The sequence below is a fragment of the Pantoea dispersa genome, assembly GCF_014155765.1.
In the GTDB taxonomy this organism is placed as follows: Bacteria; Pseudomonadota; Gammaproteobacteria; order Enterobacterales; family Enterobacteriaceae; genus Pantoea; species Pantoea dispersa.
The window spans coordinates 63,987-89,970 of the sequence record NZ_SCKT01000001.1 but is presented as its reverse complement, the minus strand read 5'-3'; the positions used below and the strand labels follow the sequence as shown (position 1 = coordinate 89,970).

At 57.6% G+C, this 25,984-nt stretch carries 29 protein-coding genes; 14 read left to right on the top strand and 15 right to left on the bottom strand.

Annotated features, from left to right (window positions below; translation table 11 throughout):
- The first annotated feature begins 199 nt into the window (after positions 1-199).
- The gene (gene dsbB, locus H7K56_RS00475; protein ID WP_040679952.1) at positions 200-730 is read left to right on the top strand and encodes a disulfide bond formation protein DsbB; all 531 of its coding nucleotides are present in this window, start codon (positions 200-202) and stop codon (positions 728-730) included.
- Positions 731-787: 57 nt separating this feature from the next.
- Here the strand turns inward: dsbB and ycgN are convergent, their stop codons facing one another.
- From ycgN to H7K56_RS00460, 3 genes are all read right to left on the bottom strand, one after another.
- Positions 788-1,234, bottom strand: coding sequence for a cysteine cluster protein YcgN (ycgN, locus tag H7K56_RS00470; protein ID WP_021510046.1), 447 nt, complete (start codon positions 1,232-1,234; stop codon positions 788-790).
- A gap of 65 nt (positions 1,235-1,299) precedes the next feature.
- The gene (locus tag H7K56_RS00465) at positions 1,300-1,959 is read right to left on the bottom strand and encodes a fumarylacetoacetate hydrolase family protein (RefSeq protein ID WP_021510045.1); all 660 of its coding nucleotides are present in this window, start codon (positions 1,957-1,959) and stop codon (positions 1,300-1,302) included.
- 270 nt (positions 1,960-2,229) lie between these two features.
- Positions 2,230-2,505: a YcgL domain-containing protein gene (locus H7K56_RS00460; protein ID WP_021510044.1), complete on the bottom strand. Its 276-nt coding sequence runs from the start codon at positions 2,503-2,505 to the stop codon at positions 2,230-2,232.
- Positions 2,506-2,658: 153 nt separating this feature from the next.
- On the opposite strand from H7K56_RS00460, the gene minC reads away from it, so the two are divergent.
- Genes minC through minE form a run of 3 tightly spaced genes read left to right on the top strand, consistent with a single transcriptional unit; the run spans position 2,659 to position 4,485 of the window.
- Positions 2,659-3,366: a septum site-determining protein MinC gene (minC, locus tag H7K56_RS00455; protein ID WP_021510043.1), complete on the top strand. Its 708-nt coding sequence runs from the start codon at positions 2,659-2,661 to the stop codon at positions 3,364-3,366.
- A 33-nt stretch (positions 3,367-3,399) separates the two neighbouring features.
- Positions 3,400-4,212: a septum site-determining protein MinD gene (gene minD / locus H7K56_RS00450; RefSeq protein WP_021510042.1), complete on the top strand. Its 813-nt coding sequence runs from the start codon at positions 3,400-3,402 to the stop codon at positions 4,210-4,212.
- Positions 4,213-4,215: 3 nt separating this feature from the next.
- Positions 4,216-4,485, top strand: coding sequence for a cell division topological specificity factor MinE (gene minE / locus H7K56_RS00445; RefSeq protein WP_010616394.1), 270 nt, complete (start codon positions 4,216-4,218; stop codon positions 4,483-4,485).
- 55 nt (positions 4,486-4,540) lie between these two features.
- On the opposite strand, the gene rnd is transcribed toward minE, so the two are convergent.
- The 5 genes from rnd to yoaA all read right to left on the bottom strand — a co-directional run bounded on the left by rnd (position 4,541) and on the right by yoaA (position 10,968).
- A complete protein-coding gene (gene rnd / locus H7K56_RS00440; RefSeq protein WP_059009717.1) occupies positions 4,541-5,662 on the bottom strand; it encodes a ribonuclease D in 1,122 nt (373 codons plus the stop codon).
- A gap of 105 nt (positions 5,663-5,767) precedes the next feature.
- A complete protein-coding gene (gene fadD / locus H7K56_RS00435) occupies positions 5,768-7,441 on the bottom strand; it encodes a long-chain-fatty-acid--CoA ligase FadD (protein ID WP_125310121.1) in 1,674 nt (557 codons plus the stop codon).
- Between the two features lie 208 nt (positions 7,442-7,649).
- Positions 7,650-8,243 (bottom strand): Slp family lipoprotein, encoded by a 594-nt coding sequence (locus tag H7K56_RS00430; protein ID WP_010616392.1) that lies wholly within the window; start codon positions 8,241-8,243, stop codon positions 7,650-7,652.
- A gap of 60 nt (positions 8,244-8,303) precedes the next feature.
- The gene (gene tsaB / locus H7K56_RS00425; protein ID WP_058781824.1) at positions 8,304-9,005 is read right to left on the bottom strand and encodes a tRNA (adenosine(37)-N6)-threonylcarbamoyltransferase complex dimerization subunit type 1 TsaB; all 702 of its coding nucleotides are present in this window, start codon (positions 9,003-9,005) and stop codon (positions 8,304-8,306) included.
- Positions 9,006-9,057: 52 nt separating this feature from the next.
- The gene (gene yoaA, locus H7K56_RS00420; protein WP_058771245.1) at positions 9,058-10,968 is read right to left on the bottom strand and encodes a DNA repair helicase YoaA; all 1,911 of its coding nucleotides are present in this window, start codon (positions 10,966-10,968) and stop codon (positions 9,058-9,060) included.
- 125 nt (positions 10,969-11,093) lie between these two features.
- Here yoaA and H7K56_RS00415 point away from each other — a divergent pair, with 125 nt between their 5' ends.
- A complete protein-coding gene (locus tag H7K56_RS00415; RefSeq protein ID WP_058757734.1) occupies positions 11,094-11,438 on the top strand; it encodes a RidA family protein in 345 nt (114 codons plus the stop codon).
- A 13-nt stretch (positions 11,439-11,451) separates the two neighbouring features.
- Here the strand turns inward: H7K56_RS00415 and H7K56_RS00410 are convergent, their stop codons facing one another.
- The gene (locus tag H7K56_RS00410; RefSeq protein ID WP_021510035.1) at positions 11,452-11,637 is read right to left on the bottom strand and encodes a YoaH family protein; all 186 of its coding nucleotides are present in this window, start codon (positions 11,635-11,637) and stop codon (positions 11,452-11,454) included.
- 115 nt (positions 11,638-11,752) lie between these two features.
- Between H7K56_RS00410 and pabB the strand changes: the two genes are divergently transcribed.
- The 4 genes from pabB to pdeD all read left to right on the top strand — a co-directional run bounded on the left by pabB (position 11,753) and on the right by pdeD (position 17,028).
- Positions 11,753-13,105 carry an aminodeoxychorismate synthase component 1 gene (pabB, locus tag H7K56_RS00405; RefSeq protein WP_132462407.1) on the top strand — a complete coding sequence of 451 codons (1,353 nt, stop codon included), beginning with the start codon at positions 11,753-11,755 and terminating at the stop codon, positions 13,103-13,105.
- 1 nt (position 13,106) lies between these two features.
- Positions 13,107-13,676, top strand: coding sequence for a CoA pyrophosphatase (locus tag H7K56_RS00400; RefSeq protein WP_150360560.1), 570 nt, complete (start codon positions 13,107-13,109; stop codon positions 13,674-13,676).
- 190 nt (positions 13,677-13,866) lie between these two features.
- Positions 13,867-15,231 (top strand): L-serine ammonia-lyase, encoded by a 1,365-nt coding sequence (locus H7K56_RS00395; protein WP_058774595.1) that lies wholly within the window; start codon positions 13,867-13,869, stop codon positions 15,229-15,231.
- Between the two features lie 234 nt (positions 15,232-15,465).
- Positions 15,466-17,028 carry a cyclic di-3',5'-guanosine monophosphate phosphodiesterase PdeD gene (pdeD, locus tag H7K56_RS00390; RefSeq protein ID WP_058757738.1) on the top strand — a complete coding sequence of 521 codons (1,563 nt, stop codon included), beginning with the start codon at positions 15,466-15,468 and terminating at the stop codon, positions 17,026-17,028.
- 12 nt (positions 17,029-17,040) lie between these two features.
- Here the strand turns inward: pdeD and H7K56_RS00385 are convergent, their stop codons facing one another.
- Positions 17,041-18,609: a TerC family protein gene (locus H7K56_RS00385; protein ID WP_150360561.1), complete on the bottom strand. Its 1,569-nt coding sequence runs from the start codon at positions 18,607-18,609 to the stop codon at positions 17,041-17,043.
- Between the two features lie 510 nt (positions 18,610-19,119).
- Between H7K56_RS00385 and manX the strand changes: the two genes are divergently transcribed.
- The 4 genes from manX (at position 19,120) to H7K56_RS00365 (ending at position 22,351) form a co-directional block, all read left to right on the top strand.
- Entirely contained in the window at positions 19,120-20,082 is a 963-nt protein-coding gene (manX, locus tag H7K56_RS00380; protein ID WP_058757739.1) for a PTS mannose transporter subunit IIAB, read from the top strand.
- A gap of 57 nt (positions 20,083-20,139) precedes the next feature.
- Positions 20,140-20,940 (top strand): PTS mannose/fructose/sorbose transporter subunit IIC, encoded by an 801-nt coding sequence (locus H7K56_RS00375; RefSeq protein ID WP_031280203.1) that lies wholly within the window; start codon positions 20,140-20,142, stop codon positions 20,938-20,940.
- A 14-nt stretch (positions 20,941-20,954) separates the two neighbouring features.
- Positions 20,955-21,800, top strand: coding sequence for a PTS mannose transporter subunit IID (locus tag H7K56_RS00370; RefSeq protein ID WP_021510027.1), 846 nt, complete (start codon positions 20,955-20,957; stop codon positions 21,798-21,800).
- Between the two features lie 92 nt (positions 21,801-21,892).
- Complete coding sequence (locus tag H7K56_RS00365) at positions 21,893-22,351, top strand: DUF986 family protein (RefSeq protein WP_021510026.1); 459 nt, start codon at positions 21,893-21,895, stop codon at positions 22,349-22,351.
- On the opposite strand, the gene rlmA is transcribed toward H7K56_RS00365, so the two are convergent.
- The 5 genes from rlmA to H7K56_RS00340 form a co-directional block, all read right to left on the bottom strand.
- A complete protein-coding gene (gene rlmA, locus H7K56_RS00360) occupies positions 22,348-23,154 on the bottom strand; it encodes a 23S rRNA (guanine(745)-N(1))-methyltransferase (RefSeq protein WP_150360562.1) in 807 nt (268 codons plus the stop codon). The genes H7K56_RS00365 and rlmA overlap by 4 nt on opposite strands.
- 140 nt (positions 23,155-23,294) lie before the next feature.
- A complete protein-coding gene (gene cspE, locus H7K56_RS00355) occupies positions 23,295-23,504 on the bottom strand; it encodes a transcription antiterminator/RNA stability regulator CspE (protein ID WP_021510024.1) in 210 nt (69 codons plus the stop codon).
- An 83-nt stretch (positions 23,505-23,587) separates the two neighbouring features.
- Positions 23,588-23,662: a DUF2627 domain-containing protein gene (locus H7K56_RS00350; RefSeq protein WP_110866451.1), complete on the bottom strand. Its 75-nt coding sequence runs from the start codon at positions 23,660-23,662 to the stop codon at positions 23,588-23,590.
- Positions 23,663-24,202: 540 nt separating this feature from the next.
- A complete protein-coding gene (locus tag H7K56_RS00345; protein ID WP_150360563.1) occupies positions 24,203-25,201 on the bottom strand; it encodes an MBL fold metallo-hydrolase in 999 nt (332 codons plus the stop codon).
- Positions 25,202-25,219: 18 nt separating this feature from the next.
- Positions 25,220-25,495, bottom strand: a complete 276-nt coding sequence (locus tag H7K56_RS00340) for a YebO family protein (RefSeq protein ID WP_150360564.1) — start codon at positions 25,493-25,495, stop codon at positions 25,220-25,222.
- A 218-nt stretch (positions 25,496-25,713) separates the two neighbouring features.
- Here H7K56_RS00340 and H7K56_RS00335 point away from each other — a divergent pair, with 218 nt between their 5' ends.
- Positions 25,714-25,950: a YobH family protein gene (locus H7K56_RS00335; protein ID WP_021510021.1), complete on the top strand. Its 237-nt coding sequence runs from the start codon at positions 25,714-25,716 to the stop codon at positions 25,948-25,950.
- The last annotated feature ends 34 nt before the right edge of the window (positions 25,951-25,984 follow it).

The window sequence follows — 25,984 nt, the reverse complement described above, 5'->3', positions numbered from 1 at the left end:
AGCCGCTACGCAGCGAAAAAAGCTGTGGGTTACGCTGCGCTTACGTGTGCGCTTTTGATGCCGTGTGCTAAAAGCCACGATTTTTTGGCGTGGATCAGGGATAAGTCATTTTTATACATGATTTTTTCCCCCTGCCTGGCTGGCACGGGTACGCTTTTGGTTTACACTGCGATGCATTAACGGCTACGGGAAAAGCAATATGTTGCGATACTTGAATCAATGCTCACGCGGACGCGGTGCCTGGTTATTAATGGCCCTGACCGCCCTGGTTTTTGAACTGGTTGCGCTGTTCTTTCAGCACGTAATGGGACTGCAACCCTGCGTAATGTGTATCTATGAGCGTTGTGCGCTGTTTGGCGTCATGGGCGCCGGCCTGGTGGGTGCAATTGCGCCTAAAACGCCGCTGCGCTGGGCAGCCATCGCCATCTGGCTCTACAGCGCTTATGAAGGGGTACGCCTCTCTTATGAGCACACCATGATTCAGCTGCATCCCAATCCGTTTGTGACCTGCGATTTTGCTGCTCGCTTCCCGAGCTGGCTGCCGCTGGATAAATGGCTGCCGGCGGTATTTGTCGCCAGCGGTGACTGCGCCGAACGCGGATGGACTTTCCTGACCTGGAGCATGCCGCAGTGGATGATCGTGATTTTTGCCGCTTATCTGCTGGTGGGCATTCTGGTATTGATTGCGCAACCGTTCAAAGCAAAACGTCGCGATCTGTTTGGTCGCTGATTCCCAGTCAAACTACGTCTCAGACAAAACAGGCAGCCGCGGCTGCCTGTTGCGTTATCAGCCGTTCCGATCCGGCCGGTCAATAATGTGTTCTTCCCAGTCGCGCACTTCACTCTCGCGCACCGCGATGTATCGCACCGAAATGCGCTGAGCATGCATCGCCTTCTTCGACCCGGCAATCAGCGGGTGCCACGCCGGCAGCGTTTTGCCCTCCCCTAACAGCCGGTAAGCGCAGGTGCGCGGCAGCCAGTTAAAGGTGGTGAGATTCTCGCGCGTCAGCTTGATGCAATCTTCTTCGTACTCGAAGCGACGCTCATAATTGCGGCACTGACAGGTCTTGATGTTGAGCTGATTGCAGGCGACATTGGTGAAGTAAATCTCATCGGTATCCGCATCCTGCAACTTATTCAGACAGCACTGTCCACAGCCGTCGCACAGCGATTCCCACTCTGCGTCGTTCATTTGGTCCAGGCGTTTGGTCTGCCAGAAAGGTTGGTCGGTCATGATAGCGGTCCGGGTTGAGCAACAAGACCGCACCTTATAAAGCTTCAGGTGCGGTGATGCAAGTATTACAGTACGCGGGTGCTGATACCGTGACCGGCCAGCGACACTTCCAGCTTATCGCCGGAGCGCAGCGGGCCCACGCCTTCAGGCGTACCGGTCAGCACCACGTCACCGGCGCGCAGCGTGAAGTACTGGCTCATGTAAGCAATCAGCGGCAGAATTTTGTGGATCATATCTGCCGTAGTGCCGTGCTGGCGCACCTCGCCGTTAATGACCAGCTTGAGTTCGGCATCCTGCGGATCGACGCTGAATTCAGCCGCCGGGATAAACCCGGACAGCGGACAGGAGTTATCGAAACTCTTGGCGCGCTCCCATGGCTGACCGGCTTTCTTAAACCCGGCCTGCAGATCGCGCAGCGTCAAATCCAGCGCGACGCCATAACCGGCAATCGCTTTCGCCACGTGCTCCTCGCTGGCCTGCTTCAGGGTGGCGCCAATCAGCACCGCCAGCTCCACTTCATGATGCACCTCACCAAAGCTGGCCGGGATCGACAGTGGCTGCCGCAAATCGCACACTGCGGTTTCCGGTTTGATAAACACCACCGGCTCACTCGGGGTGGCGCTGCCCATCTCTTTAATATGCTTTGCATAGTTGCTGCCGACGCACACCACTTTGCTGACCGGATAATCCAACAGCGCGCCCTGCCAGTTACGATGCTGATACATGCTAATCCCCTGCTTGAGTTGTGTTTGGTGCCAGCCGCGCTGGCGAAGATGTCTCATCAGCCGCCGGAACGTGGCAGGCTGCTGAGCACTATATTAGCGGGTTTATCGCGGCGCACGTGACGGAAAGCGGCAAAAGCCGTTCCCCTGTTCATCAGGTCCGCCGCTTAAGACAACGATTATTGCCCACAATAATGGGTTAAGGTGAGCAATTAAATTAATGCCGAAGCACTGATTATATTTACAGGATATATTTTTACAGATGAATCTGAATTAAACTTTTTTACCCTGTTCAAGATGAATGTTGAGCAGACTTTCAACCGGTGGTGGGATCTGCAAATAATAACCTTGTTCGCTTAAACCCTGCTTCACTTTATTGATGTCAGCGTTGGCCAGCCTGTCGCGCTGGTCGAGCGACAGCACCATCGCCAGTTGCGGTTTACCAAAGCCGCGCAGCAATTCTTCCGGGACGCGCGAAAAATCGTCTTTTTTTTCTACATACAGATAAGTCTGGTCACGTTGCGGGCTTCTATAGATCACACAAAACATATTTTTTACTCGAATTAACTAAGGGCGTCACTTGCCTGAATATAGCAGTAACTATAACATGCTTGCAGAACTTCGAATATTGACCCGCGGATGTTAATGACGATTTTATCGGCGTTTACTTCAGGGTCGTAAAACAGGACTGAGTCAGGACAGATGTCGCAATCGCCAATCGAATTCAAGGGCAGCAGTTTTACCCTGTCAGTTGTTCATCTGCACCATTCGCAACCCGAGGTGATTCGTCAGGCGCTGCAGGACAAAATCGACCAGGCCCCGGCTTTTCTGCACAACGCGCCGGTGGTGCTGAACGTGTCAGCCCTGAACGGTGACATCAACTGGAAGCAGATGCAGCAGGCCGTCAGCGCCACCGGCTTACGCATTGTGGGCGTGAGCGGCTGTAAAGATGAAGCCCTGAAAAAGATGATTGCCCGCGCTGGCCTGCCGGTGCTGTCAGAGGGTAAAGAGAACCGCAAACGCGCTGATGCGCCCGCGCCGGAGCCGGAAGCGGTCGCGCCGCCGGTCAGCGAACCGGCCAGCAAAACGCGTATCATCAATACGCCAGTGCGTTCCGGTCAGCAGATTTACGCGCGCAACGCCGATTTGATCGTCACCAGCAGCGTCAGCGCCGGTGCCGAACTGGTGGCAGACGGCAACATTCATATTTACGGCATGATGCGCGGCCGCGCGCTGGCCGGTGCCAGCGGCGATCGCGACTGCCAGATTTTTTGCACCAACCTGTCAGCAGAGTTGGTCTCCATTGCCGGCGAATACTGGATCATGGACCAGATCCCGGCGGAATTCTTTGGTAAAGCTGCGCGCCTGTGCCTTAAAGAGGGCGCGCTCACCATCCAGACACTTAATTAGGCCCCTTTTCTTTCGTTAAGGAAATCAACATTTATGGCACGCATCATTGTAGTTACATCGGGTAAAGGGGGCGTTGGCAAGACCACGTCAAGCGCGGCCATCGCCACAGGGTTAGCGCAGAAAGGCAAAAAAACCGTGGTGATCGATTTCGATATCGGTCTGCGTAACCTCGACCTGATCATGGGCTGTGAACGCCGCGTGGTGTATGACTTTGTCAACGTTATCCAGGGCGATGCGACGCTGAATCAGGCGCTGATTCGCGACAAGCGCACCGAGCAGCTTTATATTCTGCCCGCCTCACAAACCCGTGATAAAGATGCCCTGACCCGCGAAGGCGTGGAAAAAGTGCTGAACGACCTGGCGGCAATGGACTTCGATTTTATCGTCTGCGACTCGCCGGCCGGTATCGAAACCGGTGCGCTGATGGCGCTGTACTTCGCGGATGAAGCGATCATTACCACCAACCCTGAAGTCTCTTCCGTGCGTGACTCAGACCGTATTCTCGGCATCATCTCGTCGAAATCACGTCGCGCTGAAAACAGCGAAGAGCCGGTAAAAGAGCACCTGTTACTGACCCGCTATAACCCGGGACGCGTAACGCGTGGCGACATGCTGAGCATGGAAGACGTGCTGGAAATCCTGCGCATTCCTCTGGTCGGCGTGATTCCGGAAGATCAGTCGGTGCTGCGCGCGTCTAACCAGGGTGAGCCCGTGATCCTCGATGCAAACTCTGACGCCGGTAAAGCTTACGCTGATACCGTAGATCGCCTGCTTGGCGAAGAACGCCCCTTCCGCTTTATCGAAGAAGAGAAGAAGGGTTTCCTGAAACGCCTGTTCGGGGGATAACCAATGGCATTACTTGATTTCTTTTTATCCCGTAAGAAGAACACAGCCAACATAGCCAAGGAAAGGCTGCAGATTATCGTGGCCGAACGCAGAAGGGGCGACAGTGAGCCCCACTATCTGCCGCAGCTGAAGCGCGATATCCTGGAAGTGATCTGTAAATACGTGAAAATTGACCCGGACATGGTCACGGTGCAGCTGGATCAGAAAGGGGATGACATCTCTATCCTTGAGCTCAACGTGACGCTGCCGGAGACGGAAGACGTTCCTAAATGATTGTAGCGGGTTCCTGATTTTCCCCTGCGTGGTTGCGCAGGGGAAAACGTTCCGCTTACAGCGTGTGTAAAATCTCGTCGATACCGGCTTTCAACACCTCACCCCGCCAGCCTGCCAGCAGTTCCGGCGGACGCGTGGCGCTCTTCAGTCCCCAGTGCACGCTCAGCACCTGATTAATCTGGCGCCGTGATGCTAACAGCTCCTGACTGTAACCGGTCTGCTCACTCACCTGCTGTACCAGCGCTTTAATCGCTTTAAACGCCTGCTTGTAATGCGCGTGGTCAATCAGATTAGGCAACGGCGGCGGTAATGCGGCCTCATCCAGCGCCTGCGCCTCTGCCACCATCGCCACCAGCGCCTTACCGTGGAAGCGGATTTCGTGACCGTTCAGGCCGAGATGATCCAGCTCGCCAAGGCTGCCGGGCATAAAGCGCGCGACTTTCCACAGGTTCTCTTCGCGCACCACAAAATTCACCGCCATGTCTTTCTGCCGGGCAAGATTGAGACGCCACGCGGCCAGACGCTGCAGCACCGCCAGCTGGCGCGGACGCAGCTGCCACGCGTTGGTGATATCGCGCCATGCCTCTTCCGGCTGCAGCACGTCAAGACGTCGCTGACACAACGTAGCGCACTCACTCAGCGCCGCCGCCATGTTGCCTGCCGCTTCGGTCTGCGCCACCAGCTGATGGGCAATCGGCAGCAGATAAGCCACATCGGCCGCAGCGTACTGGCACTGCCGCTCGGTAAGCGGACGCGCCAGCCAGTCGGTGCGCGCTTCGCTCTTATCCAGCTCAATCTGGTTGAAATGATTGACCATCGCGGCAAAGCCCCATGACAGCGGCTGCCCGGCGAAAGCGGCCAGAATCTGCGTATCGATCATCGGCTCCGGCAGACAGCCGAAACGATGCAGGAAGACTTCGAGGTCTTCCCCGCCGGCGTGCAGGAACTTGGTCAGCTGACGATCCTGCAGCAGCGCAATAAACGGTGCCCAGTCGCTGATGGTTAACGGATCGATCAGAACCAGTTGCTCGCCATCGAAGAGCTGGATCAGGCCAAGCTGCGGATAGTACGTGCGGGTGCGCACGAATTCGGTATCCAGCGCCACGGCGCGATGCTGGCGGGCCTGCTGGCATACGGCGGCCAGCTGGTCATTGTGGTCGATCAGGGTGTAATTCACGTTGTCTTTCTCGCTGCGACAAACCTCGCACAGCGCTCCATGTTAAAAGCAATAAAAACGCCGGACGGTGCCGGCGTTAACCTGAGCATTCAGCGGAAGCCAGTACTACGCTTCGCGCTTCGCCTCGTCGCGCAATTCGCGACGTAAAATTTTACCGACGTTGGTCTTCGGCAGCTCATCACGAAACTCGATAATCTTCGGCACTTTATAGCCGGTGAGCTGACGGCGACAATGATCCAGCACTTCCTCTTTCGTCAGCGACGGATCTTTTTTCACGATGCACACTTTCACCGCTTCGCCGGAGAGATCGCTCGGCACACCAATCGCCGCCGCTTCGCGCACCTTGGCGTGCTGCATCAGCACATCTTCGATTTCGTTAGGATACACGTTAAAGCCGGACACCAGTATCATGTCTTTTTTACGATCGACGATGCGGATAAACCCTTCCGCGTCCACGGTAACAATATCACCGGTGTGCAGCCAGCCATTTTTCAGCACTTCCTCGCTGGCATCCGGCCGCTGCCAGTAGCCAATCATGACCTGCGGCCCGCGAATGCACAGTTCGCCCGGTTCGCCCGGCGGCACGTCGCGATCTTCATCATCGACGATACGCACGTCGGTGGACGGAACCGGCAAACCGATGCTGCCGGTGTGGCAGGTAATATCATACGGATTAACCGACACCAGCGGTGAACATTCGGTGAGTCCGTAGCCCTCCAGCAGATAGTGCCCGGTGAGTTTCTCCCAGCGCTCGGCCACCGCTTTTTGCACCGCCATGCCGCCACCGGCAGACAGACGCAGCGTGGAGAAATCCAGCTGGTTAAAATTGGCATCGTTCAGCAGGGCGTTGAACAACGTATTAACACCGGTGATGGCGGTAAAGGGAAATTTGCTCAGCTCTTTAACGAAGCCGGGAATATCGCGCGGGTTGGTAATCAGCAGGTTGGTGCCGCCCAGGTCGAGGAACAGCAGACAGTTCACCGTCAGGGCAAAGATGTGATAAAGCGGCAGCGCGGTTACCACCTGCTCCTGACCGGCGCGCAGCAGTTTACCGTAGGTGGCTTTGGTCTGCTCCAGATTAGCCTGCATGTTGCCGTGGGTCAGCATGGCGCCTTTCGCCACGCCGGTGGTGCCACCGGTGTACTGCAGAAATGCCAGATCCTGATTACTGATCACAGGACGATGATAGCTCATCTGCTCGCCCTGCTGCAGCGCATGACGGAACGGTACCGCCCCTGGCAGATGGTATTTCGGTACCAGCTTTTTCACATATTTAACGACGAAATTGACCAGCGTGGCTTTCACCGGCGCCAGCTGATCGCCCATGCGCGTCAGCATCACGTGCTTAACCGGGGTTTCCGCGACCACTTTTTCCAGCGTATGGGCGAAGTTGGAGACAATGACAATCGCACTGGCACCGCTGTCGTTAAGCTGGTGCTTCAGCTCGCGCGGCGTGTACAACGGATTAACATTCACCACCACCATACCGGCACGCAGGACGCCAAACAGCGCCACCGGATACTGCAGCAGATTCGGCATCATCAGCGCGACGCGATCGCCCTGCTGCAAGCCTAATCCCTGTTGCAGCCAGGCCGCAAAAGCACGGCTCTGCTGCTCCAGCTGGCGGTAAGTCATTGGCTGGCCCATGTTAATGAAAGCCACCTGATCGGCATAACGTTGCGCTGCGTGTTCGAAAAGATCGACCAAAGAGGGATAACGGTCTGCGTTAATTTCCGCTGGTACATCTGGCGGATAGCGTTTCAGCCAAACCTTGTTCAAAGATTCACCCCGATATTCTTGTTGCGTAGCCATCGCCGCCTCTGCAATCAGTGTTGTTAACAATATTTTAACTGATTGTACCAGTTTGCCTGTTCCGGCATTTTCAGGTTGCGAGGCGCATCACTAAATTTCGCGCATCGGTTGCGCGCCCAATAAAAAGGCCCGTTCGCGAGCACCGCGACCGGGCCGTAAAAAAACCTGTTTAGCGCTATTCGGTAAGAATGGTCTCGACCTGCGCCGGACCGCCGGTGTTCATGCCCCAGTAGGGGTTAGGCCCCCAATAGCCGGGATGGCGACGCGTCGGCCCGTACCAAATCCATGGATCGATCGGCTGCGGCGGCGTCATCACCTGCTGAGTCAGATGCCAGCGCTGATAACCGCGCACATCAATCACCACAAAGTTGTAACTGGCTTTGCCAATTTCCCCTTTCTCGGTGCCTTTGATGTTGCCCAACACCGTGACGTACTGATTATTGACGTCGATCGGATCAACAAAGCCATGAATGTCCGCATAAATGCGGCCTATTGAGGCTGCACCGAGGCGCGGTCGCGCGCTGTCATCCAGCGGCTGAGTGGCAATTTCCAGCCGGGTCAGGCCGTTGAGGTTGGTCACCTTCACGACTTTGCCACCGAAGCGCGACTCCTGGCCGACATACAGCTGCGGCGCATTCATCACGCGTAATAAATCCTGCTGTGGAAGCTGAGAACTCCCTTTAATGGCATCCGGCACTGACACGCAGCCGCTGAGCAACAGCGCACAGGCTAACAGAGCGCCAGACATCCCTTTACGACTAATTGGCATAGCACTTCTCCTGTTATTTCTCCGTTAGACTGAAGGCGCAAAAATAAGTTGCGTGGGGGCCTAGCGTCCCGGCAATTTTTTCCATGCCACTTCATTGCGCAGATAAACCGGCTCAGCATTTTCCACCGCCACGCTGTCGCCGCGCTGCCAGGCGCTGAGCGCCAGCGGCAGCATATCTTCTGCGGCAGGCAGCGTGACCGTGGTGGTCAGCAGTTGTGCCCCGGTCGTGCCAGCCAGCAGCTGCGGATAAGCCTGCCAGCCGGTGCCGACGGTGGCCCACTCGCCGCTCAGCTGCGCGATGCGCGCCTGTGCCGCTTCCGGCTTGAGTACGGCTTCGCTCTCAGCGCCCTGCCACTCGCCCTGCTCATCACGCTGATACTCTGCCCAGTAGACTTCACCCATGCGCGCATCAATCGCCGCCAGCACGCGCGTTGCCCCGGTCAAACGCCAGGCGCCCTGCGCCATGGTTGCCAGCGAGGATACGCCAATCATCGGCAGATTTGCGCCCAGCGCCAGGCCCTGCGCGATGCCAATGCCGATGCGCACGCCGGTAAAACTGCCGGGCCCGCGGCCAAACGCCAGTGCGTCCAGCGCGCTCAGCGCCAGCGACTGCGCCTGCAGCAATTCCTGCACCAGCGGCAGAATACGTTGAGTATGATCGCGGGGCGCGATTTCGAAGCGGGCATCGATCTGCTGCTGATTCAGCAGCGCGGCAGAACAGGCTTCTGTCGCGGTGTCCAGGGCTAAAATTCGGGCGGACATAACAACCTCAGAGAATCAAAATGGCGCGCATCTTACCACAGCCTGGCACAAATTAGTGCTGCTCTGGCGGACGCACAAAGTCAATCGCACGCTGTAAATCGCGGGTGCGCGGTGTCGGCGGCAGGCTATTAAGGAACAGACCACCATACGGACGCGACACCAGCCGCTGGTCACAAATCACCAGCACGCCGCGATCGTCGGTATCGCGAATCAGACGGCCCACGCCCTGCTTGAGGGTGATCACCGCGTCCGGCAGCTGCACATCGTTGAACGGATCGCCGCCGCGCAGACGGCAATCCTCCATGCGCGCCTTCAGCAGCGGATCTTCCGGCGAGGTAAACGGCAGCTTGTCGATGATCACCAGCGACAGCGCATCACCGCGCACGTCAACGCCTTCCCAGAAGCTGCTGGTGGCCACCAGCAGTGCGTTGCCGGCATCAAGAAACTGTTTGAGCAGCTGCCCTTTGCTGGTTTCGCCCTGCAACAGCACCGGTAAGGTCATGGAGGCGCGGAACTCCGCCGCCAGCTCACGCATCATTTTGTGCGAGGTGCACAGGAAGAAACAGCGCCCTTTGTTGGCTTCAATCAGCGGTTTCATCATGCGTGCCAGCTGACGCGCACCGCCGGGATAGTTGGGTTCCGGCATGTTGCGCGGCACGCACAGCAAGGCCTGCTGCGCATAATCAAACGGACTTTCGAGGATCAGGGTGCGGGCATTATCCACGCCGAGCCGGCTGGCGAAGTGGCTCATCTGTTCGTTGACCGCCAGCGTCGCCGAGGTAAATACCCACGCCGCTTTGCGTCCGTCCATCACTTCGCGGAAGCGCTCCGCAACCGACAGCGGCGTCAGCGCCAGCGTAAAGTGCCGGCTGCTGCATTCGTACCAGTAGCTAAAGCCCGGTTCATCAATCGCACGTAAACGCTTGAGCCGGGTGCGATACAGCGCGGCACGCTCAAAGGCAGCGTCCAGCAGCGCGGAACGGCCCAACGACAGCTTAATCACGTCGTAACACAGCTCGAGCGCATCATCCAGCAGCGTAAACATGCGCATGATGTTGTTGTCGCTCAGCAGGTCACGCAGATTGCCGCGAAAACCGGGCTCGCCCAGCGTCAGGCGAAAATCCTGTGCGCACTGCGCCAGCCGGTCGGCGGATTTCTGCAGCTGCTGCACATCGCGCACCTCGGTGCGGTAGGCAAGGATAATGTCTTTGGCGAGATCCTGCAGTTGCCGGCTCGACAGCTGCTGGCCAAAATACTGGCTGGCAATATCCGGCAGCTGGTGCGCTTCGTCGAAGATCATCACGTCGGCTTCCGGGATCAGTTCGCCAAATCCCCCCTCTTTGACCACCAGGTCGGCGAGAAACAGGTGATGGTTCACCACCACCACATCCGCATCCATCGCTTTTTTGCGCGCCTTCACCACGAAGCAATCTTTATACAGCGGGCAATCGCTGCCGAGGCAGTTATCGTTGGTGCTGGTGACGTAAGGCCAGATCGGGCTGTCTTCCGCGACGCCAGCGCAGCTGCTGACGTCGCCATCAACGGTCTCCGATGACCAGCTGCGCACGTTAATCAGATCGCCGAGCGCCTGCACGCTGAGATCGCCGCCGGTCTGATTTTGCTGCTCCAGCCGTTCCAGGCACAGATAGTTGGAGCGCCCTTTCAGCAGCGCAGTTTTGCCGCTGAACGCCAGGGCGCGGGCAATGGTCGGCAGATCGCGGTTGTAGAGCTGATCCTGCAACGCTTTGGAACCGGTCGATACAATGACTTTTTTCTTCGCCCGCAACGCCGGTGCCAGATACGCATAGGTTTTACCGGTGCCGGTGCCGGCCTCGACCACCAGCTCGCCCGCCTGCTGCACCGCTTCGCTCACTGCCTGCGCCATTTCGCGCTGTGCCGCGCGCGGCTTAAAGCCGGGAATCGCCTGCGCTAACGCGCCATCCGCTGCAAAATCGTCTGCCACACATCCTCACCGATTGCTCTTAAAACTACTGTAATTATGTCAGGATTCACCGCAGGCGACCACAACAGATGACAGCCGGCCATGGGATATGGCAGGCTAACGCAGCAAAAATAAAGGAGAACAGTATGACCATTACGCGTATTGATGCCGAGCACCGCATGTCCGAAGCGGTTGTACATGACCAGACCGTGTATTACACCAGCGTGCCGGAGAATCTGGATGACGATGCGGAAGCGCAGACCGCCAACGCGCTGGCGGTGATTGACCGCATCCTGACGCGCGTGGGTTCGGATAAAAGCAAAATTCTCGACGCCACCATTTTCCTGGTGGACAAAGAGGACTTTGCCGCGATGAACCGCGCCTGGGATGCGTGGGTCTCGCCGGGTAATGCGCCGGTACGCTGCACGGTGCAGGCCGGCCTGATGAATCCGCGCTATAAAGTGGAAATCAAAATCATCGCCGCGCTATAACGCTCGCCGGGCGCTATTCGTCGTCTTCGTCCTCTTCGAAGCGCGCCCGAATCGCTTCGCCCTGATGGTTCTGGCGAATTTCCTGCGCCACCTGCGCAATCGCCTGCCCGCTGGACATGCCGCCGGCCATCAGTTCCTGAATACGTTCCACTGCCTGCTGCTGCTGTTCGTGCGATAAAGCCGGAAGACCTGAAAACATGATGCACTCCTGTAATGGGGGGACGCATTATTCCACGCTGAACAAACAGGTGCCAGCAGCAAAAAAATATGCCAGGCTACGCGCCTGCCTGCTGAACTGATTTAGCCAAACGAACGTGAAAACCCTCTCGCTACAGTATACGCCCGATACACTTTTACACCGTTTTTCCACGCTGGCGCACCGCCCGTGGGCGATGCTGCTGACCTCTGGTCACGCCGAGCACGCGGATAACCGTTTCGATATTCTCACCGCCGACCCGCGGGTGACCCTGACGACGCGCGGTGACAGCACCGCCATCGACGACGGCACAGGCATCAGCCACTCTAACGCCGATCCGCTGCAGCTGGTGCAGCAGCAGCTGGACGCGCTGGGCATCCGGCCGGCGTTTGATGCAAATCTGCCGTTTCAGGGCGGCGCGCTGGGTCTGTTTGGTTATGACCTCGGTCGCCGTTTCGAAACGCTGCCGCAGCGGGCGCAGCAGGATTTACACACGCCGGACATGGCGGTGGGCATTTATGACTGGGCGCTGATTGCCGATCACCATCGCCAGACGCTGACGCTGATTGCCCTGCACGACGCGGAGCAGCGCTGGCAGTGGCTACAGGCGCTGGCGGTGCCGCAGCCCAAACCCTTTGCCCTGACCAGCGACTGGCAGGCCAATATGAGCTATGCGCAGTACGCCGCGCGTTTCCAGGCAGTGCAGGCCTACATTCAGGCGGGCGACTGCTACCAGGTTAATCTGGCGCAGCGTTTCCAGGCCAGCTATCGCGGCGATGAGTGGCAGGCGTTTTTACGTCTCAACCGCGCCAACCGCGCGCCGTTCAGTGCCTTCCTTCGTCTGCCGCACAGTGCCGTGCTGAGCCTGTCGCCCGAGCGTTTTCTCTCGCTGCAGCAACAGCAGATTGAAACCCGCCCGATTAAAGGCACGCTGCCGCGCCTGGCCGATCCGCAGGCCGATCGGTTGCAGGCAGAGAAACTGGCCAGCGCCGAAAAAGATCGGGCGGAAAACCTGATGATTGTGGACCTGCTGCGTAATGATATTGGCCGCGTCGCCGAGCCGGGCAGCGTCAGCGTGCCGGAGCTATTTGTAGTGGAGCCGTTCCCGGCGGTGCATCACCTGGTGAGCACGGTGCGGGCCAGGCTGCCAGACGCGCTCTCCGCTACCGATTTGCTGCGCGCCTGTTTCCCCGGCGGCTCCATTACCGGCGCGCCCAAGATCCGTGCCATGGAGATTATCGAAGAACTCGAACCGCAGCGGCGCAATGCGTGGTGCGGCAGTATCGGCTACATCAGCCTGTGCGGGCGTATGGACAGCAGCATTACCATCCGCACGCTGATTGCCGAAAACCAGCAGCTGTACTGCGCGGCGGGCGGCGGTCTGGTGGCTGACAGCGAGGCTGAGGCGGAATATCAGGAGACGCTGCACAAGCTCAACCGTATTCTGCCCTGTCTGCGTGATGAGGCGTGATATGGAGCTGACGCTGGCGCAGTTTCTCAGTCGCTTTGTGCTGCAGCCGCCGCTGGCGAGCGCGCACAGCGTGATCAGCGGACGCCGTGCCGCGGTGCTGGTGCCGGTGATTGATGGCGACCGGCCCGAACTGCTGCTGACCCGCCGCTCCGCACTGCTGCGCAAACACGCCGGGCAGGTGGCGTTCCCCGGCGGCATGATGGATGCCACTGACGATTCGCTGATCGCCACCGCGCTGCGTGAAGCACAGGAAGAAGTGGGCATCGCGCCGCAGCAGGTGCGGGTGGTCGGCGTGTTACCGCCGGTCACCAGCAGTACCGGTTTCGCCGTTACGCCCGTGGTCGGCATCATTCCGCCGCACCTGCCGCTGCGGCTCAACCCGGATGAAGTTGAAAGCGCCTTTTCCATGCCGCTCGCAGAGGCGCTGCGGCTGGGGCGCTACAGCGGACTGACGCTGCGCCGCGGTCATCGCCAGCACCAGGTATGGCTGTCGTGGTATGAAGATTATTTTATCTGGGGCATGACCGCCGGTATTCTGCGCGCGCTCGGCCAGCAGATCGCCCTACCCTGATCCCCCGTCCCGTTTCACCCTGGCCGAAAAATTGATCCCGTTCACATCCGGGGATACGGATAACTATTTCTGTGGTTTATAATTAGTTTATTTCATGCGAAAAGCTGCTCGCTGCCGCCCGCTGGCGATTACTATTAGCCGCATTAACGGCCTGCGCCGTAGAAAAGAAGATTTGTGAGGAGCGTCACCGGTGATAAGTGTTTTTGACATGTTCAAAGTGGGTATCGGCCCGTCCAGTTCGCATACCGTTGGCCCGATGAAAGCGGGCAAGCAGTTTGTTGATCTGCTGATCGAGCAGGGCAAGCTGCAGGACGTGACGCGCGTGGCGGTGGACGTCTACGGCTCACTGTCGCTCACCGGGAAAGGACATCACACTGACATTGCCATCATTATGGGTCTGGCCGGCTTTGAGCCTGCCAGCGTCGACATAGACAGCATTCCGGCGTTTATCAAAGATGTCGAAACGCGTGAGCGGCTGCTGCTGGCACAGGGCGCGCGCGAGGTCGACTTCCCGCGTGACGGCGGCATGGTCTTCCGTAGCGAAAACCTGTCGCTGCATGAAAACGGCATGACTCTGTACGCTTTTGCCGGCGATCGTCTGCTTGAGCGCAAAACCTATTACTCAATTGGCGGCGGCTTTATCGTCGATGAAGCGCACTTTGGTCAGTCAGTACTGGATGAGGTCGCCGTACCCTACCCGTTCCATTCAGCCAAAGAGTTGCTCAGCCACTGCCGCGATACCGGCATGTCGCTTTCCGGGCTGGTGATGAAAAACGAACTGGCGCTGCACAGCCGTGACGAGATTTACGCCTATTTTGGCAACATCTGGCAAACCATGCAGGCGTGTATCGATCGTGGCCTGAATACCGAAGGCGTTTTGCCGGGCCCGCTGCGCGTGCCGCGTCGGGCGGCGTCGCTGCGACGTCTGCTGGTCTCCTCGACCAAACACTCCAACGATCCGATGAACGTCATCGACTGGGTCAATATGTTTGCGCTGGCGGTGAATGAAGAGAATGCGGCCGGTGGTCGTGTGGTCACCGCACCGACCAACGGTGCCTGCGGCATCGTGCCGGCGGTGCTGGCGTATTACGATCACTTCATCGAAACGGTCACGCCGGATATCTTTATCCGCTACTTCCTCGCCTCGGGCGCGATTGGCGTGTTGTACAAAATGAACGCTTCGATTTCCGGTGCCGAAGTCGGCTGCCAGGGCGAAGTAGGCGTGGCCTGCTCAATGGCCGCCGCTGGCCTCGCTGAACTGCTGGGAGCCAGCCCGGAGCAGGTGTGTGTTGCCGCTGAAATCGGCATGGAACACAACCTCGGACTGACCTGCGATCCGGTCGCCGGTCAGGTACAGGTGCCGTGCATTGAGCGTAACGCCATTGCTTCGGTGAAAGCGATCAACGCCGCGCGGATGGCGCTGCGCCGCACCAGCGAGCCGCGCGTATCGCTGGATAAGGTGATCGAGACGATGTACGAGACCGGCAAAGATATGAACGCTAAATATCGTGAGACCTCGCGTGGCGGTCTGGCGATCAAGGTGCAGTGCGACTGACCGGCAACGTCGCGTTTCGCTGCTGACAATTGCAGCGATCGGCCATTATTTCTGCAATGGCCTCTACCTCCGCGTTATCAAACCAGATACATTATTTTTGCGCGCGACCTCTACCGGTCGCGCGATTTTTTAGTGCCGCTTTTTTTCTCCAGCCGCGCTAAATTTGGCCGCCGCCATGCCGATAACCTTCACGTTAATTTGGCCTCATTCTTTGTCTTAGCAAGGTGGTTACTGATGCTCCTTCCCCAGCAATTTGTGGGTCAATTTCGCCGTAAGCGCCTGCTTATTGCGTTGGTGATCGCGTCGCTGGTTCTCATTCTTACGCTGACTTTTCGCTACATCGAAGAGAAGTCACGCATTGAGCAGCAGTCCCTTAACTTTGCCACCCGCGCGATTGAACGCTTTGACCGCATGTTTTCGCCGCTGGACGTCTCCGCCAACAACACGCTGGGGCTGGTGGGCGTGCCCTGCACGCAGGTGCGCTACCCGCTGATTGAGAAGATCGCCGCGCTGCAAACCGTGCGCACCGTGCTGCTGGTGCAGGACGATACCATCTACTGTTCGAGTATTTATGGCCCGCGCCACATCTCGTTCAGCCAGACCTATCCCGAGCTGGCGATCAACAACCAGCGCATGATGCTGTCCACCGACGACTACCTGCTGAAAGGTTCGCCGGTGCTGCTGCTGTGGACGCCAAAGTCGCTGGATAACCAGGACGGCCTGCTGCAGATCATCAACATTGAGCTGATGACCAACTATCTGCTGGAGCCGCAGCTGCCGTGGGTGGAACGCGCAATCTTCAACGTAGGCGGACAGAGCCTCGAGTACGGTAATCCGCTGATCGAGCATACCGTGCCGTCCGATGACGAAGTGGCGTACGATCAGGCCTCGCTGCGTTATCCCTACAGCATTACACTGTACGGTCCCTCTCCGGCGCGGCTGGCGCTCAACACGCTGCCGTCTCAGCTGCCGCTGGCGGTACTGCTGAGCCTGCTGCTGGGCTATATCGTCTGGCTGGCCACCGCCAATCGCATGAGTCTGAGCTGGCAAATCAGCTATGGCATCACCGCTAACGAATTTATGGTTTACTGCCAGCCGCTGATCAATGCCCGCAGCGGCGACTGCGATGGTATCGAGCTGCTGCTGCGCTGGCACAATCCGCGTCAGGGCTGGATTGCCCCGGACGTATTTATTCCGCTGGCCGAACGCCAGAATCTGATTGCACCGCTGACGCGCTTTGTGATTGCCAGAGTCGTCGCGGAGTTGCCTAATCTGCCACAGTGCCCGGCTTTCCATATCGCGATTAACGTCGCGGCCAGCCACTTCCGCGATCGCCTGATTGTTGAGGATTTACAGCGCTACTGGTGGCCCGCCAATCCCCTGCCGAAACTGGTGGTGGAGCTGACCGAGCGCGATGCGCTGCCGGTCATCGACCAGACGGTCGTGGCGCAGCTGCATGAAATTGGCGTGCGGCTGGCGATTGACGATTTCGGTACCGGCCACAGTTCGCTGGCCTATCTGAAAGACCTGAAGCCGGACGTACTGAAAATCGATAAAATTTTTACCGCCGCGATTGGTACTGACGCGATCAACGCCACGGTGACGGATATGGTGATTTCACTGGCGCAGCGGCTGAATATCGCGCTGGTCGCGGAGGGAGTGGAAACCGCCGAGCAGGCGCATTATCTGCGCGAGCGCGGCGTGGATCATCTGCAGGGTTACTACTATGCGCGCCCGATGCCGATTGAGGACTTCCCGCAATGGCTGGCGCAGCATCAGGCGCAGCTGGGCGCCTGATGCCGGACGACATCAGGCGTCGCCCTCTTCCTCGTCATGGTGCGGCTTGTCTTTGGTGACGCGCACCAGATCGATACGGTAATCCGTGGCTTCGATAATCTGGAAGTGCAGCGGTGGCAAATCGATAATCTCGCCCGGCAGCGGCAGCTGCCCCTTCTGCTCAATCAACAGGCCGGCCAGCGACGCGTGATCTTCATCCGGATCGACCAGCTCATGGTGGTCGAGCAGCTGCTGCAGCGAGTGCAAATCGGTACCGCCCTTCACCAGCCAGCCGTCGCCATCCGCCACCACATCCGGCGTTTCGTCTTCGTCCGGGAACTCACCGGCAATCGCTTCCAGCACGTCCAGCGGCGTAATCAGGCCCTGCACCACACCAAATTCGTTGGTAACGATGACGAAGCTCCCTTTAGCGCGACGCAATACGCCCAGCAGGTTGATCGGATCCAGTGTTTCCGGCACCACAATCGGCGGCGTGTTGGCCGCGAAGGTCGCGACATCCATACCGTGCTCCAGCGCCACCAGCAGCTCTTTCGCGCGCACCACACCGATGATCTCATCCAGCTCGCCGCGACACACCGGGAACAGACTGTGTGGCGTATCCAGCAGCTGAATGCGGATCTCATCCAGCGGACGCGAGACGTCAACCCACGAGATATCGCCGCGCGGCGTCATGATGCTGCGAATCGAACGCTGTGACAGCGTCAGCACACCGTTAATCATGTAACGCTCTTCGTCTTTAAACGCTTCCTGCGGCATCGCTTCCGTCAGTGACGCTTCTTCGGTATGCGCCGGCTGGTTACGCTGGCGCCCGCCCATCAGACGCAGAATCGCTTCGGCGGTACGTTCACGCATCGGACGGTGCGCCTGATGACGGATAAAGTTCCGGCGCGCAATCTGATTAAACAGCTCGATCAGAATCGAGAAGCCAATTGCCGCGTACAGATAGCCTTTCGGAATATGGAAACCAAAGCCTTCCGCCACCAGCGACAGACCGATCATCAGCAGGAAGCTCAGACACAGCACCACCACCGTTGGGTGCGCGTTGACGAAGCGGGTCAGCGGTTTTGAGGCCAGCAGCATCACGCCCATGGCAATCACCACCGCCGTCATCATCACCGGCAGATGGTTCACCATACCGACGGCGGTAATCACCGCATCCAGGGAGAACACCGCGTCCAGCACCACAATCTGCGTCACGACCGCCCAGAAGCTGGCATAAACTTTGTTGCCCTGATGCTCCATGCCGCGGTTTTCCAGCCGCTCGTGCAGTTCCATGGTGGCCTTAAACAACAGGAACAAACCACCAATCAACAGAATTAAATCTCGTCCGGAAAAGCTGAAATCGCCTACGCTGAATAGGGGTCGCGTTAGCGTCACCATCCAGGAGATCAGCGACAGCAGGCCGAGGCGCATCACCAGCGCCAGCGACAGACCAATCAGGCGCGCTTTATCGCGCTGTTTCGGTGGCAGCTTGTCGGCAAGAATGGCGATAAACACCAGGTTGTCGATGCCTAGCACAATCTCCAGCACGATCAGCGTCAGTAAACCCGCCCAGATTGAGGGGTCGAAGAGAAATTCCATCAATGACTCCTTGCTAAACGTAAGGGCGAACGCGACTGAGCCTGCGCCGGAAGGCGAGACGAGAGAGCGTTAACGGATGAGGCAACACCGGCAGGTGTCAGGGTGCGCGCTGAGCAGCGCGGGGAACAAGTGAAGCGACGTCGGTGACGGTCCATATAGGTGAGCTAAAGCCCGGTACTCCTGAGTAATAAACAGAAAGCTAATGTATCAGTTACATCAACAACGTCAAAAAATTTTCTTACATTTACAAATAACTGCGCCAGCGCAAGAAACTGCCATAAAAATGCCCGTTGCCGCCGGTACGCTCTGAATAGCAGAGCAACGTCACATATTTTATTTTTTCGCTCACTAAAATAAATCGCGACCTTACTGCTGCATCGCGGAATGTTTTGGGCCTTTTCCTGATGACTTTCTTCAATTTAGTCCCGGGCGATCCACAGAAAATAACAACGGTAATTCTCAATGATTCCCGGCCATGGTCGGGAACTCTCATGCGAACGGAGGTAGCAAGTGACCATTGCGCTTGTAATTGGTACACATGGCTGGGCGGCAGAACAGCTGCTGAAAACAGCAGAAATGCTGTTGGGCGAGCAGGAAAATGTCGGATGGATTGATTTCGTGCCCGGCGAGAATGCAGAAACGCTAATCGAAAAATATCAGGCGCAGCTCGCCCGACTCGACACGTCGAAAGGCGTGCTGTTTCTGGTGGACACCTGGGGCGGCAGCCCGTTTAACGCCGCCAGCCGCATCGTGGTGGATAAACCGGGCTATGACGTTATTGCCGGGGTCAACATTCCCATGCTGGTGGAAACCCTGATGGGGCGCGATGACGATCCATCGCTGGAAGAGCTGATCCACATCGCCGTCGAGGCCGGCCGCGAGGGGGTGAAAGCGCTCAAAACCGAATCCGCCGCGCCGGCAGCGGCCGCACCGGCCCCGAAAGCCCCTGCCCAGCCGCAGAAGCCGCTGGCACCGGGCGAGCACATGAAAATTGGCCTGGCCCGTATCGATGACCGTCTGATCCACGGCCAGGTGGCCACGCGCTGGACCAAAGAGACCAACGTGACGCGCATCATCGTCGTCAGTGATGAAGTGGCCAACGATCACGTTCGCAAAACCCTGCTGACTCAGGTGGCGCCGCCGGGCGTGACCGCCCACGTGGTGGATATCGCCAAGATGATCCGCGTGTGGAACAACCCGAAGTACGGTTCCGATCGCGTGATGCTGCTGTTTACCAATCCGACCGATGTTGAGCGCGTGGTGGAGCAAGGCGTGGATATCAAGTCGGTGAATATCGGCGGCATGGCCTTCCGTCAGGGGAAAACGCAGGTTAATAACGCGGTGTCGGTGGATGAGAAGGACATCGCTGCCTTCCGCAAGCTGAATGAGCGCGGTATCGAACTGGAAGTGCGTAAAGTCTCCAACGACCCGAAACTGAAAATGATGGACCTGATTGCGAAGGTCAATGCCTGATTCGCCTGTGCCTGCGCGCGTGGGCAAAAAGTTCTGATCTTGCTGAGGAAAAATGCAATGGAAATAACCTCGCTACAAATAGTGTTGATATTTATTGTGGCCTGTATTGCCGGGATGGGATCGATTCTCGATGAGTTCCAGTTCCACCGGCCGCTGGTGGCCTGTACCCTGATTGGTGCAGTGCTGGGTGATATGAAAACCGGCATCATCATCGGCGGTACGCTGGAGATGATCGCGCTGGGCTGGATGAACATCGGTGCGGCAGTGGCACCGGATGCGGCGCTGGCTTCCATCATCTCTACGATTCTGGTCATTGCCGGCGGTCAAAGCGTCGGTGCCGGTATTGCGCTGGCCATCCCGCTGGCCGCAGCTGGTCAGGTGCTGACCATCATCGTGCGTACCATCACTGTCGCCTTCCAGCACGCCGCGGATAAAGCTGCGGAGAAAGGCAATCTGACGGCGATTTCATGGATCCACGTCTCTGCCCTGCTGCTGCAGGCGATGCGTATCGCTATCCCGGCGCTGATTGTGGCGGTCTCGGTCGGTACCAGCGCGGTGCACAGCCTGCTGAGTTCGATTCCGGAAGTGGTCACCAATGGTCTGAACATCGCCGGCGGCATGATCGTGGTGGTCGGTTACGCGATGGTCATCAACATGATGCGTGCCGGTTACCTGATGCCGTTCTTCTATCTTGGCTTTGTCACCGCCGCGTTCACCAACTTTAACCTGGTGGCGCTGGGCGTGATTGGCGTGGTAATGGCGGTGCTGTACATCCAGCTGGCGCCAAAATACAACCGCGTCGCAGGCGCTGCCTCGGCGGGCCCGGCTAACAACGACCTCGACAACGAACTCGACTAGGAACAGGTGACATCATGGTAGATACAACCAATACTCCAAAGAAACTCACCCCCGGTGACGTGCGCGGTGTGTTCCTGCGCTCCAACCTGTTTCAGGGTTCGTGGAACTTTGAACGCATGCAGGCGCTGGGCTTCTGCTTCTCAATGGTGCCGGTGATCCGTCGCCTGTATCCGGAAAACAACGACGAGCGCAAGCAGGCGATTAAGCGTCACCTTGAATTCTTCAACACGCATCCTTACGTGGCAGCGCCGGTGCTCGGCGTGACCATGGCAATGGAAGAGCAGCGCGCCAACGGGGCAGCGATCGATGACGGTGCCATTAACGGGATCAAAGTGGGCCTGATGGGGCCGCTGGCTGGCGTGGGCGACCCGATTTTCTGGGGGACCGTGCGTCCGGTGTTCGCCGCACTGGGTGCCGGTATCGCGATGAGCGGCAGCCTGCTCGGTCCGCTGCTGTTCTTCTTCCTGTTTAACATTGCGCGCATGCTGACCCGCTATTACGGCGTGGCTTATGGCTATCGCAAAGGGGTGGATATCGTCAGCGATATGGGCGGCGGCTTCCTGCAAAAACTCACCGAGGGGGCATCGATACTCGGCCTGTTTGTCATGGGGGCGCTGGTCAATAAGTGGACACACGTCAACGTGCCGCTGGTGGTATCCCGCATCACCGACCAGACCGGCAAAACCACGGTCACCACCGTGCAGTCGATTCTCGACCAGCTGATGCCCGGCCTGATTCCACTGCTGCTGACCTTTGGCTGTATGTGGCTGCTGCGCCGTAAAGTTAACGCGCTGTGGATCATCGTTGGCTTCTTTGCCATCGGTATCTTTGGTTACTGGATCGGCCTGCTCGGTCTGTAATCTCACCGCCGGGAGTCAGACTCCCGGCGTTTTTTGAACGGCGTGACCTGAGCGCCAACGCTGAGGTCACTTCGGTTGAGGAAGAAGCCTGTATGTCACTGACTGACGCCCTGATTGCCCTGCTGATCGCCGCTCTCGCCCTGTTTGCGATTTACGACGATGTCATCCTGCCCCGCCGCAATGGACCGACCCGACTGCGCGTCACCCTGCGTCGCCGCCATAAAATCGACAGCGGCATCTTTATCGTGCTGCTACTGATTCTGCTGTGGAACAACGTCAGCCATCATGGCCCGCAGCTCACCACTACCCTGCTGATGGTGCTGTGCTTTATGGCTATCTGGCTGTTCTGGATCCGCAGCCCGCGGCTGCTGATGAAAAATGACGGCCTGTTTTTTGCCAGCGTGTGGATCGATTACCGGCGTATTCAGAGTATGAACCTGTCAGAGGATGGCATTCTGGTGATGCAGCTGGAGCAGCGTCGCCTGCTGATTGCGGTGAAACAGCTCGACGACCTGGAGAAAATCTACCATACGCTGGTGGAGGCGCGTTAAACGCGCTGCCACAGCGTCAGGGTGAAATCCGCGTCACAGCTAAAGGTGGCGCTGGAGGCCAGCTGCTGCCACACCGCTTCACGCGCACGCCAGGCAAAGGGGGTCATCTGCAGCAGGCTCACCGCTTCCGCCCCGTTCAGCGTCATCGTGTAGTGAAGGTTTTGCTGATCGATCTGCTCAAATCCCGCATAGTTTTTCTCTTCCACCGTATGCAGCTGCACTTCGCGATAGATCAACGCCTTAAACTGCTGCAGATGGTGCGGCCCCGGTGTCACCGTCAGCAAATAGCCGCCGGACCTGATAACGCGGCTCAGCTCCTGCTCGTTACAGGGCGCGTAAATGCGCACGATGGCGTCCAGTGAACCATCAGCAAACGGCAGGCGCTGGCTGGAGGCGACACAAAAGTTAACCGCGCGATAGCGCTTTGCCGCCATGCGCACCGCGGCTTTGGCCACATCCAGACCGTACAGCTGGCTGTCGGGCAACGCGGCAGCCAGGGCGGCGGTGTAATAGCCTTCGCCACAGCCGATATCCAGCAGCTGCGCGGGCCGGTTCGTGAGCGGCTGAGCCAGACATTGCGCCACCCGATCGCGCAGCGGCTGATAGTGTCCGGCATCCAGAAAGGCCCGACGCGCCTGAAGCATCTCTGCGCTGTCGCCCGGTTCCCGTGAACCTTTGTGCTGCACCGGCAGCAGGTTGACGTACCCCTCCTTCGCCCGATCGAACTGATGACCGGACGCACAGCGATAACTGCTGGCGTGCAGGTGCAAAGCGAGGTGGCAAAGTGGGCAAATCAACGACATAGATAACTCCGGGTTAGCGATTCGCGGCGCAGTTTACCCTGATCATCCGGTAACAGAAAGGATAAAGAAAAGCCCCGCTCATTGAGCAGGGCTTTTAAGATTCGATTCAGCGGTGCATGACACCGAGCCTGAGTGCGAAATCAGATAGCAGTAACGTTAACTGCTGCCGGGCCTTTCTGGCCGTCCTGAATTTCAAACTCAACTTGTTGACCTTCGGCCAGGGTTTTAAAACCGTTGCCCTGGATAGCAGAGAAGTGAACGAACACGTCTTTGCTGCCGTCAGCAGGAGTAATAAAACCAAAACCTTTAGACTCGTTGAACCACTTAACCTGACCTTTAATCTTTGCCATTTTTGCAAATTCCTTAGAGTGTTTATATTGCCCGCAGGCAGTCTTACAGAGAAACCAGAGACATTACTGAATGAGGCACTAATTTAAGGTTCGGCAAGGAAGCGGTATTCAACGTCAACGTCTTTACTCGTAACTTCTTTACTGAAGATGCCATACATAAACAGAACTGTACCTCGTTTGACCCACGATTCGTTATCACATATCCGCTAATTAATGGCAAGCCATTTTTAAACAGTGATCGACATGCCGCACATAATTGCCTGAAACCGGCAGCGAAAGGTGGATAACGTTATTGACAGCAACGCCTCAACGTGTGCAAAAAAAGTCTATGCGTCAGTATAGTTAGCGCCAGACTCGCGTTTCGTCAAGCGCAGCGGTAAACGCTGCCTTTTCACATTTAAACCGAATAAGTTTAGGCAAAAAATATTGCATTAATATGGCACAGATAAGCTATTTCACTGGCCGTTGTGCAATAAGCGACATAACTGCGCAGCGTTCAAATCTTGTACAATAAATGCCTGGCACTACAAGTTAAAAATAGTTTTGCACCAAAATCAGGAAAATATAATCGCCGTTGCCCCAAATATAGGCAGACTGCACGCTGGCATTTATCTCATTTTTTTCTAAACACCCAACAATTAAATGTTAAAAAAGCGCGGAAGCCGCTGGCATTTAACAAAAAGGGCTTAGGATAAATCTTAATCGTAATTCATCAGGCTGCGGCTCTCGCCAATTCGCCATGCGGCAAAAGGCGCATCGACCTCGCCCGCCTGCAGCAGTGCTTGCGCCAGTACCGTCGGCGGATCGTCAAGCGACTCGTCCGCCAGCTCAAATACGCCCCAGTGAATGGGAATCGCCAGCGGTCGCCCTATCTGCTGCCAGAGCTGTACCGCCTGATCCGGGTCCATGTGCTGGCCGCGCATGAACCATTTTGGTGCATAGGCACCTATCGGTAACGCAGCCAGATTAAACGGCCCCAGACGCTGCGCGATGGCAGAGAGATTATCGCTGTAGCCGCTATCGCCGGAGAACCAGAAATTGAGCTGCGCATTACGCACTACCCAGCCGCACCACAGCGACCGGTTGCGATCCCAGAAGGTACGCATGCTCCAGTGGCGCGCGGGAACCGCTGTGAAGCTGATGTCGTCCAGCTGCACCTGCTGCCACCAGTCCAGTTCGGTGACGGTGCGCACGCCACGGCGGCGACACCAGTCGGCCATCCCCAGCGGCACCAGAAAGTGCGCGGCAGGAAAGCGGCGGGCGATGCGTTTCACCGTAGGCCGATCAAGGTGATCGTAATGGTTATGCGAGATCAGCACATAATCAAGATGCGGCAGCTGCGCCACGCTGAGCGGCGCCGGGGTTTTACGCTGCGGCCCGGCAAACGGCAACGGCGAAGCGCGTGCCGACAGCGCCGGATCGATCAAAATATAACGCTGATTGAGACGCAGCAGGAGCGCGGCATGGCCCAGCCACCAGACACGGTCATCTTCACCGCTCAGGTCGGCCTGCTGGCACCAGCTGGCGGTAAAGGCCGCATAGCCGGACTGCGGTGGCAGCGGCAGATTCTGCTGCTTACGCTCGCGCCGCCAGCGCTGTAGATCGCCAGGCTGACGCAACTCCTCTTCCGGGTTACGAAAGCCGTGCGGCGTATGATGGGCCAGCGAAGCGTCATACCAGGGATTTTGCCAGGCCATGGCCTCTCCGTTGTGTGCTTAACGTTCCGGAATCAGGCGAATAAAGTCGCGCTTATCCCCGGCATCCTGCTCATCCTGCGCTTTTTCGGCCACCGGCTGCGCCTCAGCGATACGGCGCAGCAGCGCGTTCTGTTTCTTTTGCTCTTCCAGCAGCGCTTCCAGCAGCTGAAGCTGTTCACTGGCGCGCACGCTGGCCCGGTTAACAAAAAACCAGGCAATAAAGGCCACAACCACAATGACGGCCAGCACGCCATAGTTAAACAGCGGACCGGTACTGGCGGCTAATTCGTTCATAACTGCATCAATCCTCAAACATCATTCAGGTATATCGCCGCTGATTCTACTCGTTGCGTGCGGAAAAGATATGGTGGCGGAGATAAAGCAGATTATCCCGCCTGCGTGCCGCTTTCAGTTATCTCTGATCGATCCGGCGAGAAAAGCGAGGCATGCTGCTACTATAGAGTTCGCAGCAATGCGGGAACAGCTGCGTTATGTAACACAAGGAGATAAAAATGAAACTACTGATTCGTGCGGTGATGGTGCTGGCTGTCTTGTGGCTGGCGATGCTGTTTACCGGCTACGGCGTGTTAACCGGCAGCAATAAAAACGCAGCCGGGCTGGGCTTACAGTGCAGCTACCTGACCGCGCGCGGCATGATTACCGCACAGTATCTGCACACCGACAGCGGCATTGTTGGCGTTACCGATTGTCCACTGCTGAAGAAAAGCGGCGAAGTGGTCGATAACTAAGTTAAGCCGCCTGCCGGGCTGCGCGTCAGCCCGG

Excerpts from the sequence above, each read along its gene's own strand:
- dsbB (WP_040679952.1), top strand. The coding sequence starts at position 200 with ATGTTGCGATACTTGAATCAATGCTCACGCGGACGCGGTGCCTGGTTA.
- ycgN (WP_021510046.1), bottom strand. The coding sequence starts at position 1,234 with ATGACCGACCAACCTTTCTGGCAGACCAAACGCCTGGACCAAATGAAC.
- H7K56_RS00465 (WP_021510045.1), bottom strand. The coding sequence starts at position 1,959 with ATGTATCAGCATCGTAACTGGCAGGGCGCGCTGTTGGATTATCCGGTC.
- H7K56_RS00460 (WP_021510044.1), bottom strand. The coding sequence starts at position 2,505 with ATGTTTTGTGTGATCTATAGAAGCCCGCAACGTGACCAGACTTATCTG.
- minC (WP_021510043.1), top strand. The coding sequence starts at position 2,659 with ATGTCGCAATCGCCAATCGAATTCAAGGGCAGCAGTTTTACCCTGTCA.
- minD (WP_021510042.1), top strand. The coding sequence starts at position 3,400 with ATGGCACGCATCATTGTAGTTACATCGGGTAAAGGGGGCGTTGGCAAG.
- minE (WP_010616394.1), top strand. The coding sequence starts at position 4,216 with ATGGCATTACTTGATTTCTTTTTATCCCGTAAGAAGAACACAGCCAAC.
- H7K56_RS00430 (WP_010616392.1), bottom strand. The coding sequence starts at position 8,243 with ATGCCAATTAGTCGTAAAGGGATGTCTGGCGCTCTGTTAGCCTGTGCG.
- tsaB (WP_058781824.1), bottom strand. The coding sequence starts at position 9,005 with ATGTCCGCCCGAATTTTAGCCCTGGACACCGCGACAGAAGCCTGTTCT.
- H7K56_RS00415 (WP_058757734.1), top strand. The coding sequence starts at position 11,094 with ATGACCATTACGCGTATTGATGCCGAGCACCGCATGTCCGAAGCGGTT.
- H7K56_RS00410 (WP_021510035.1), bottom strand. The coding sequence starts at position 11,637 with ATGTTTTCAGGTCTTCCGGCTTTATCGCACGAACAGCAGCAGCAGGCA.
- H7K56_RS00400 (WP_150360560.1), top strand. The coding sequence starts at position 13,107 with ATGGAGCTGACGCTGGCGCAGTTTCTCAGTCGCTTTGTGCTGCAGCCG.
- pdeD (WP_058757738.1), top strand. The coding sequence starts at position 15,466 with ATGCTCCTTCCCCAGCAATTTGTGGGTCAATTTCGCCGTAAGCGCCTG.
- H7K56_RS00385 (WP_150360561.1), bottom strand. The coding sequence starts at position 18,609 with ATGGAATTTCTCTTCGACCCCTCAATCTGGGCGGGTTTACTGACGCTG.
- H7K56_RS00375 (WP_031280203.1), top strand. The coding sequence starts at position 20,140 with ATGGAAATAACCTCGCTACAAATAGTGTTGATATTTATTGTGGCCTGT.
- H7K56_RS00370 (WP_021510027.1), top strand. The coding sequence starts at position 20,955 with ATGGTAGATACAACCAATACTCCAAAGAAACTCACCCCCGGTGACGTG.
- H7K56_RS00365 (WP_021510026.1), top strand. The coding sequence starts at position 21,893 with ATGTCACTGACTGACGCCCTGATTGCCCTGCTGATCGCCGCTCTCGCC.
- rlmA (WP_150360562.1), bottom strand. The coding sequence starts at position 23,154 with ATGTCGTTGATTTGCCCACTTTGCCACCTCGCTTTGCACCTGCACGCC.
- cspE (WP_021510024.1), bottom strand. The coding sequence starts at position 23,504 with ATGGCAAAGATTAAAGGTCAGGTTAAGTGGTTCAACGAGTCTAAAGGT.
- H7K56_RS00345 (WP_150360563.1), bottom strand. The coding sequence starts at position 25,201 with ATGGCCTGGCAAAATCCCTGGTATGACGCTTCGCTGGCCCATCATACG.
- H7K56_RS00340 (WP_150360564.1), bottom strand. The coding sequence starts at position 25,495 with ATGAACGAATTAGCCGCCAGTACCGGTCCGCTGTTTAACTATGGCGTG.
- H7K56_RS00335 (WP_021510021.1), top strand. The coding sequence starts at position 25,714 with ATGAAACTACTGATTCGTGCGGTGATGGTGCTGGCTGTCTTGTGGCTG.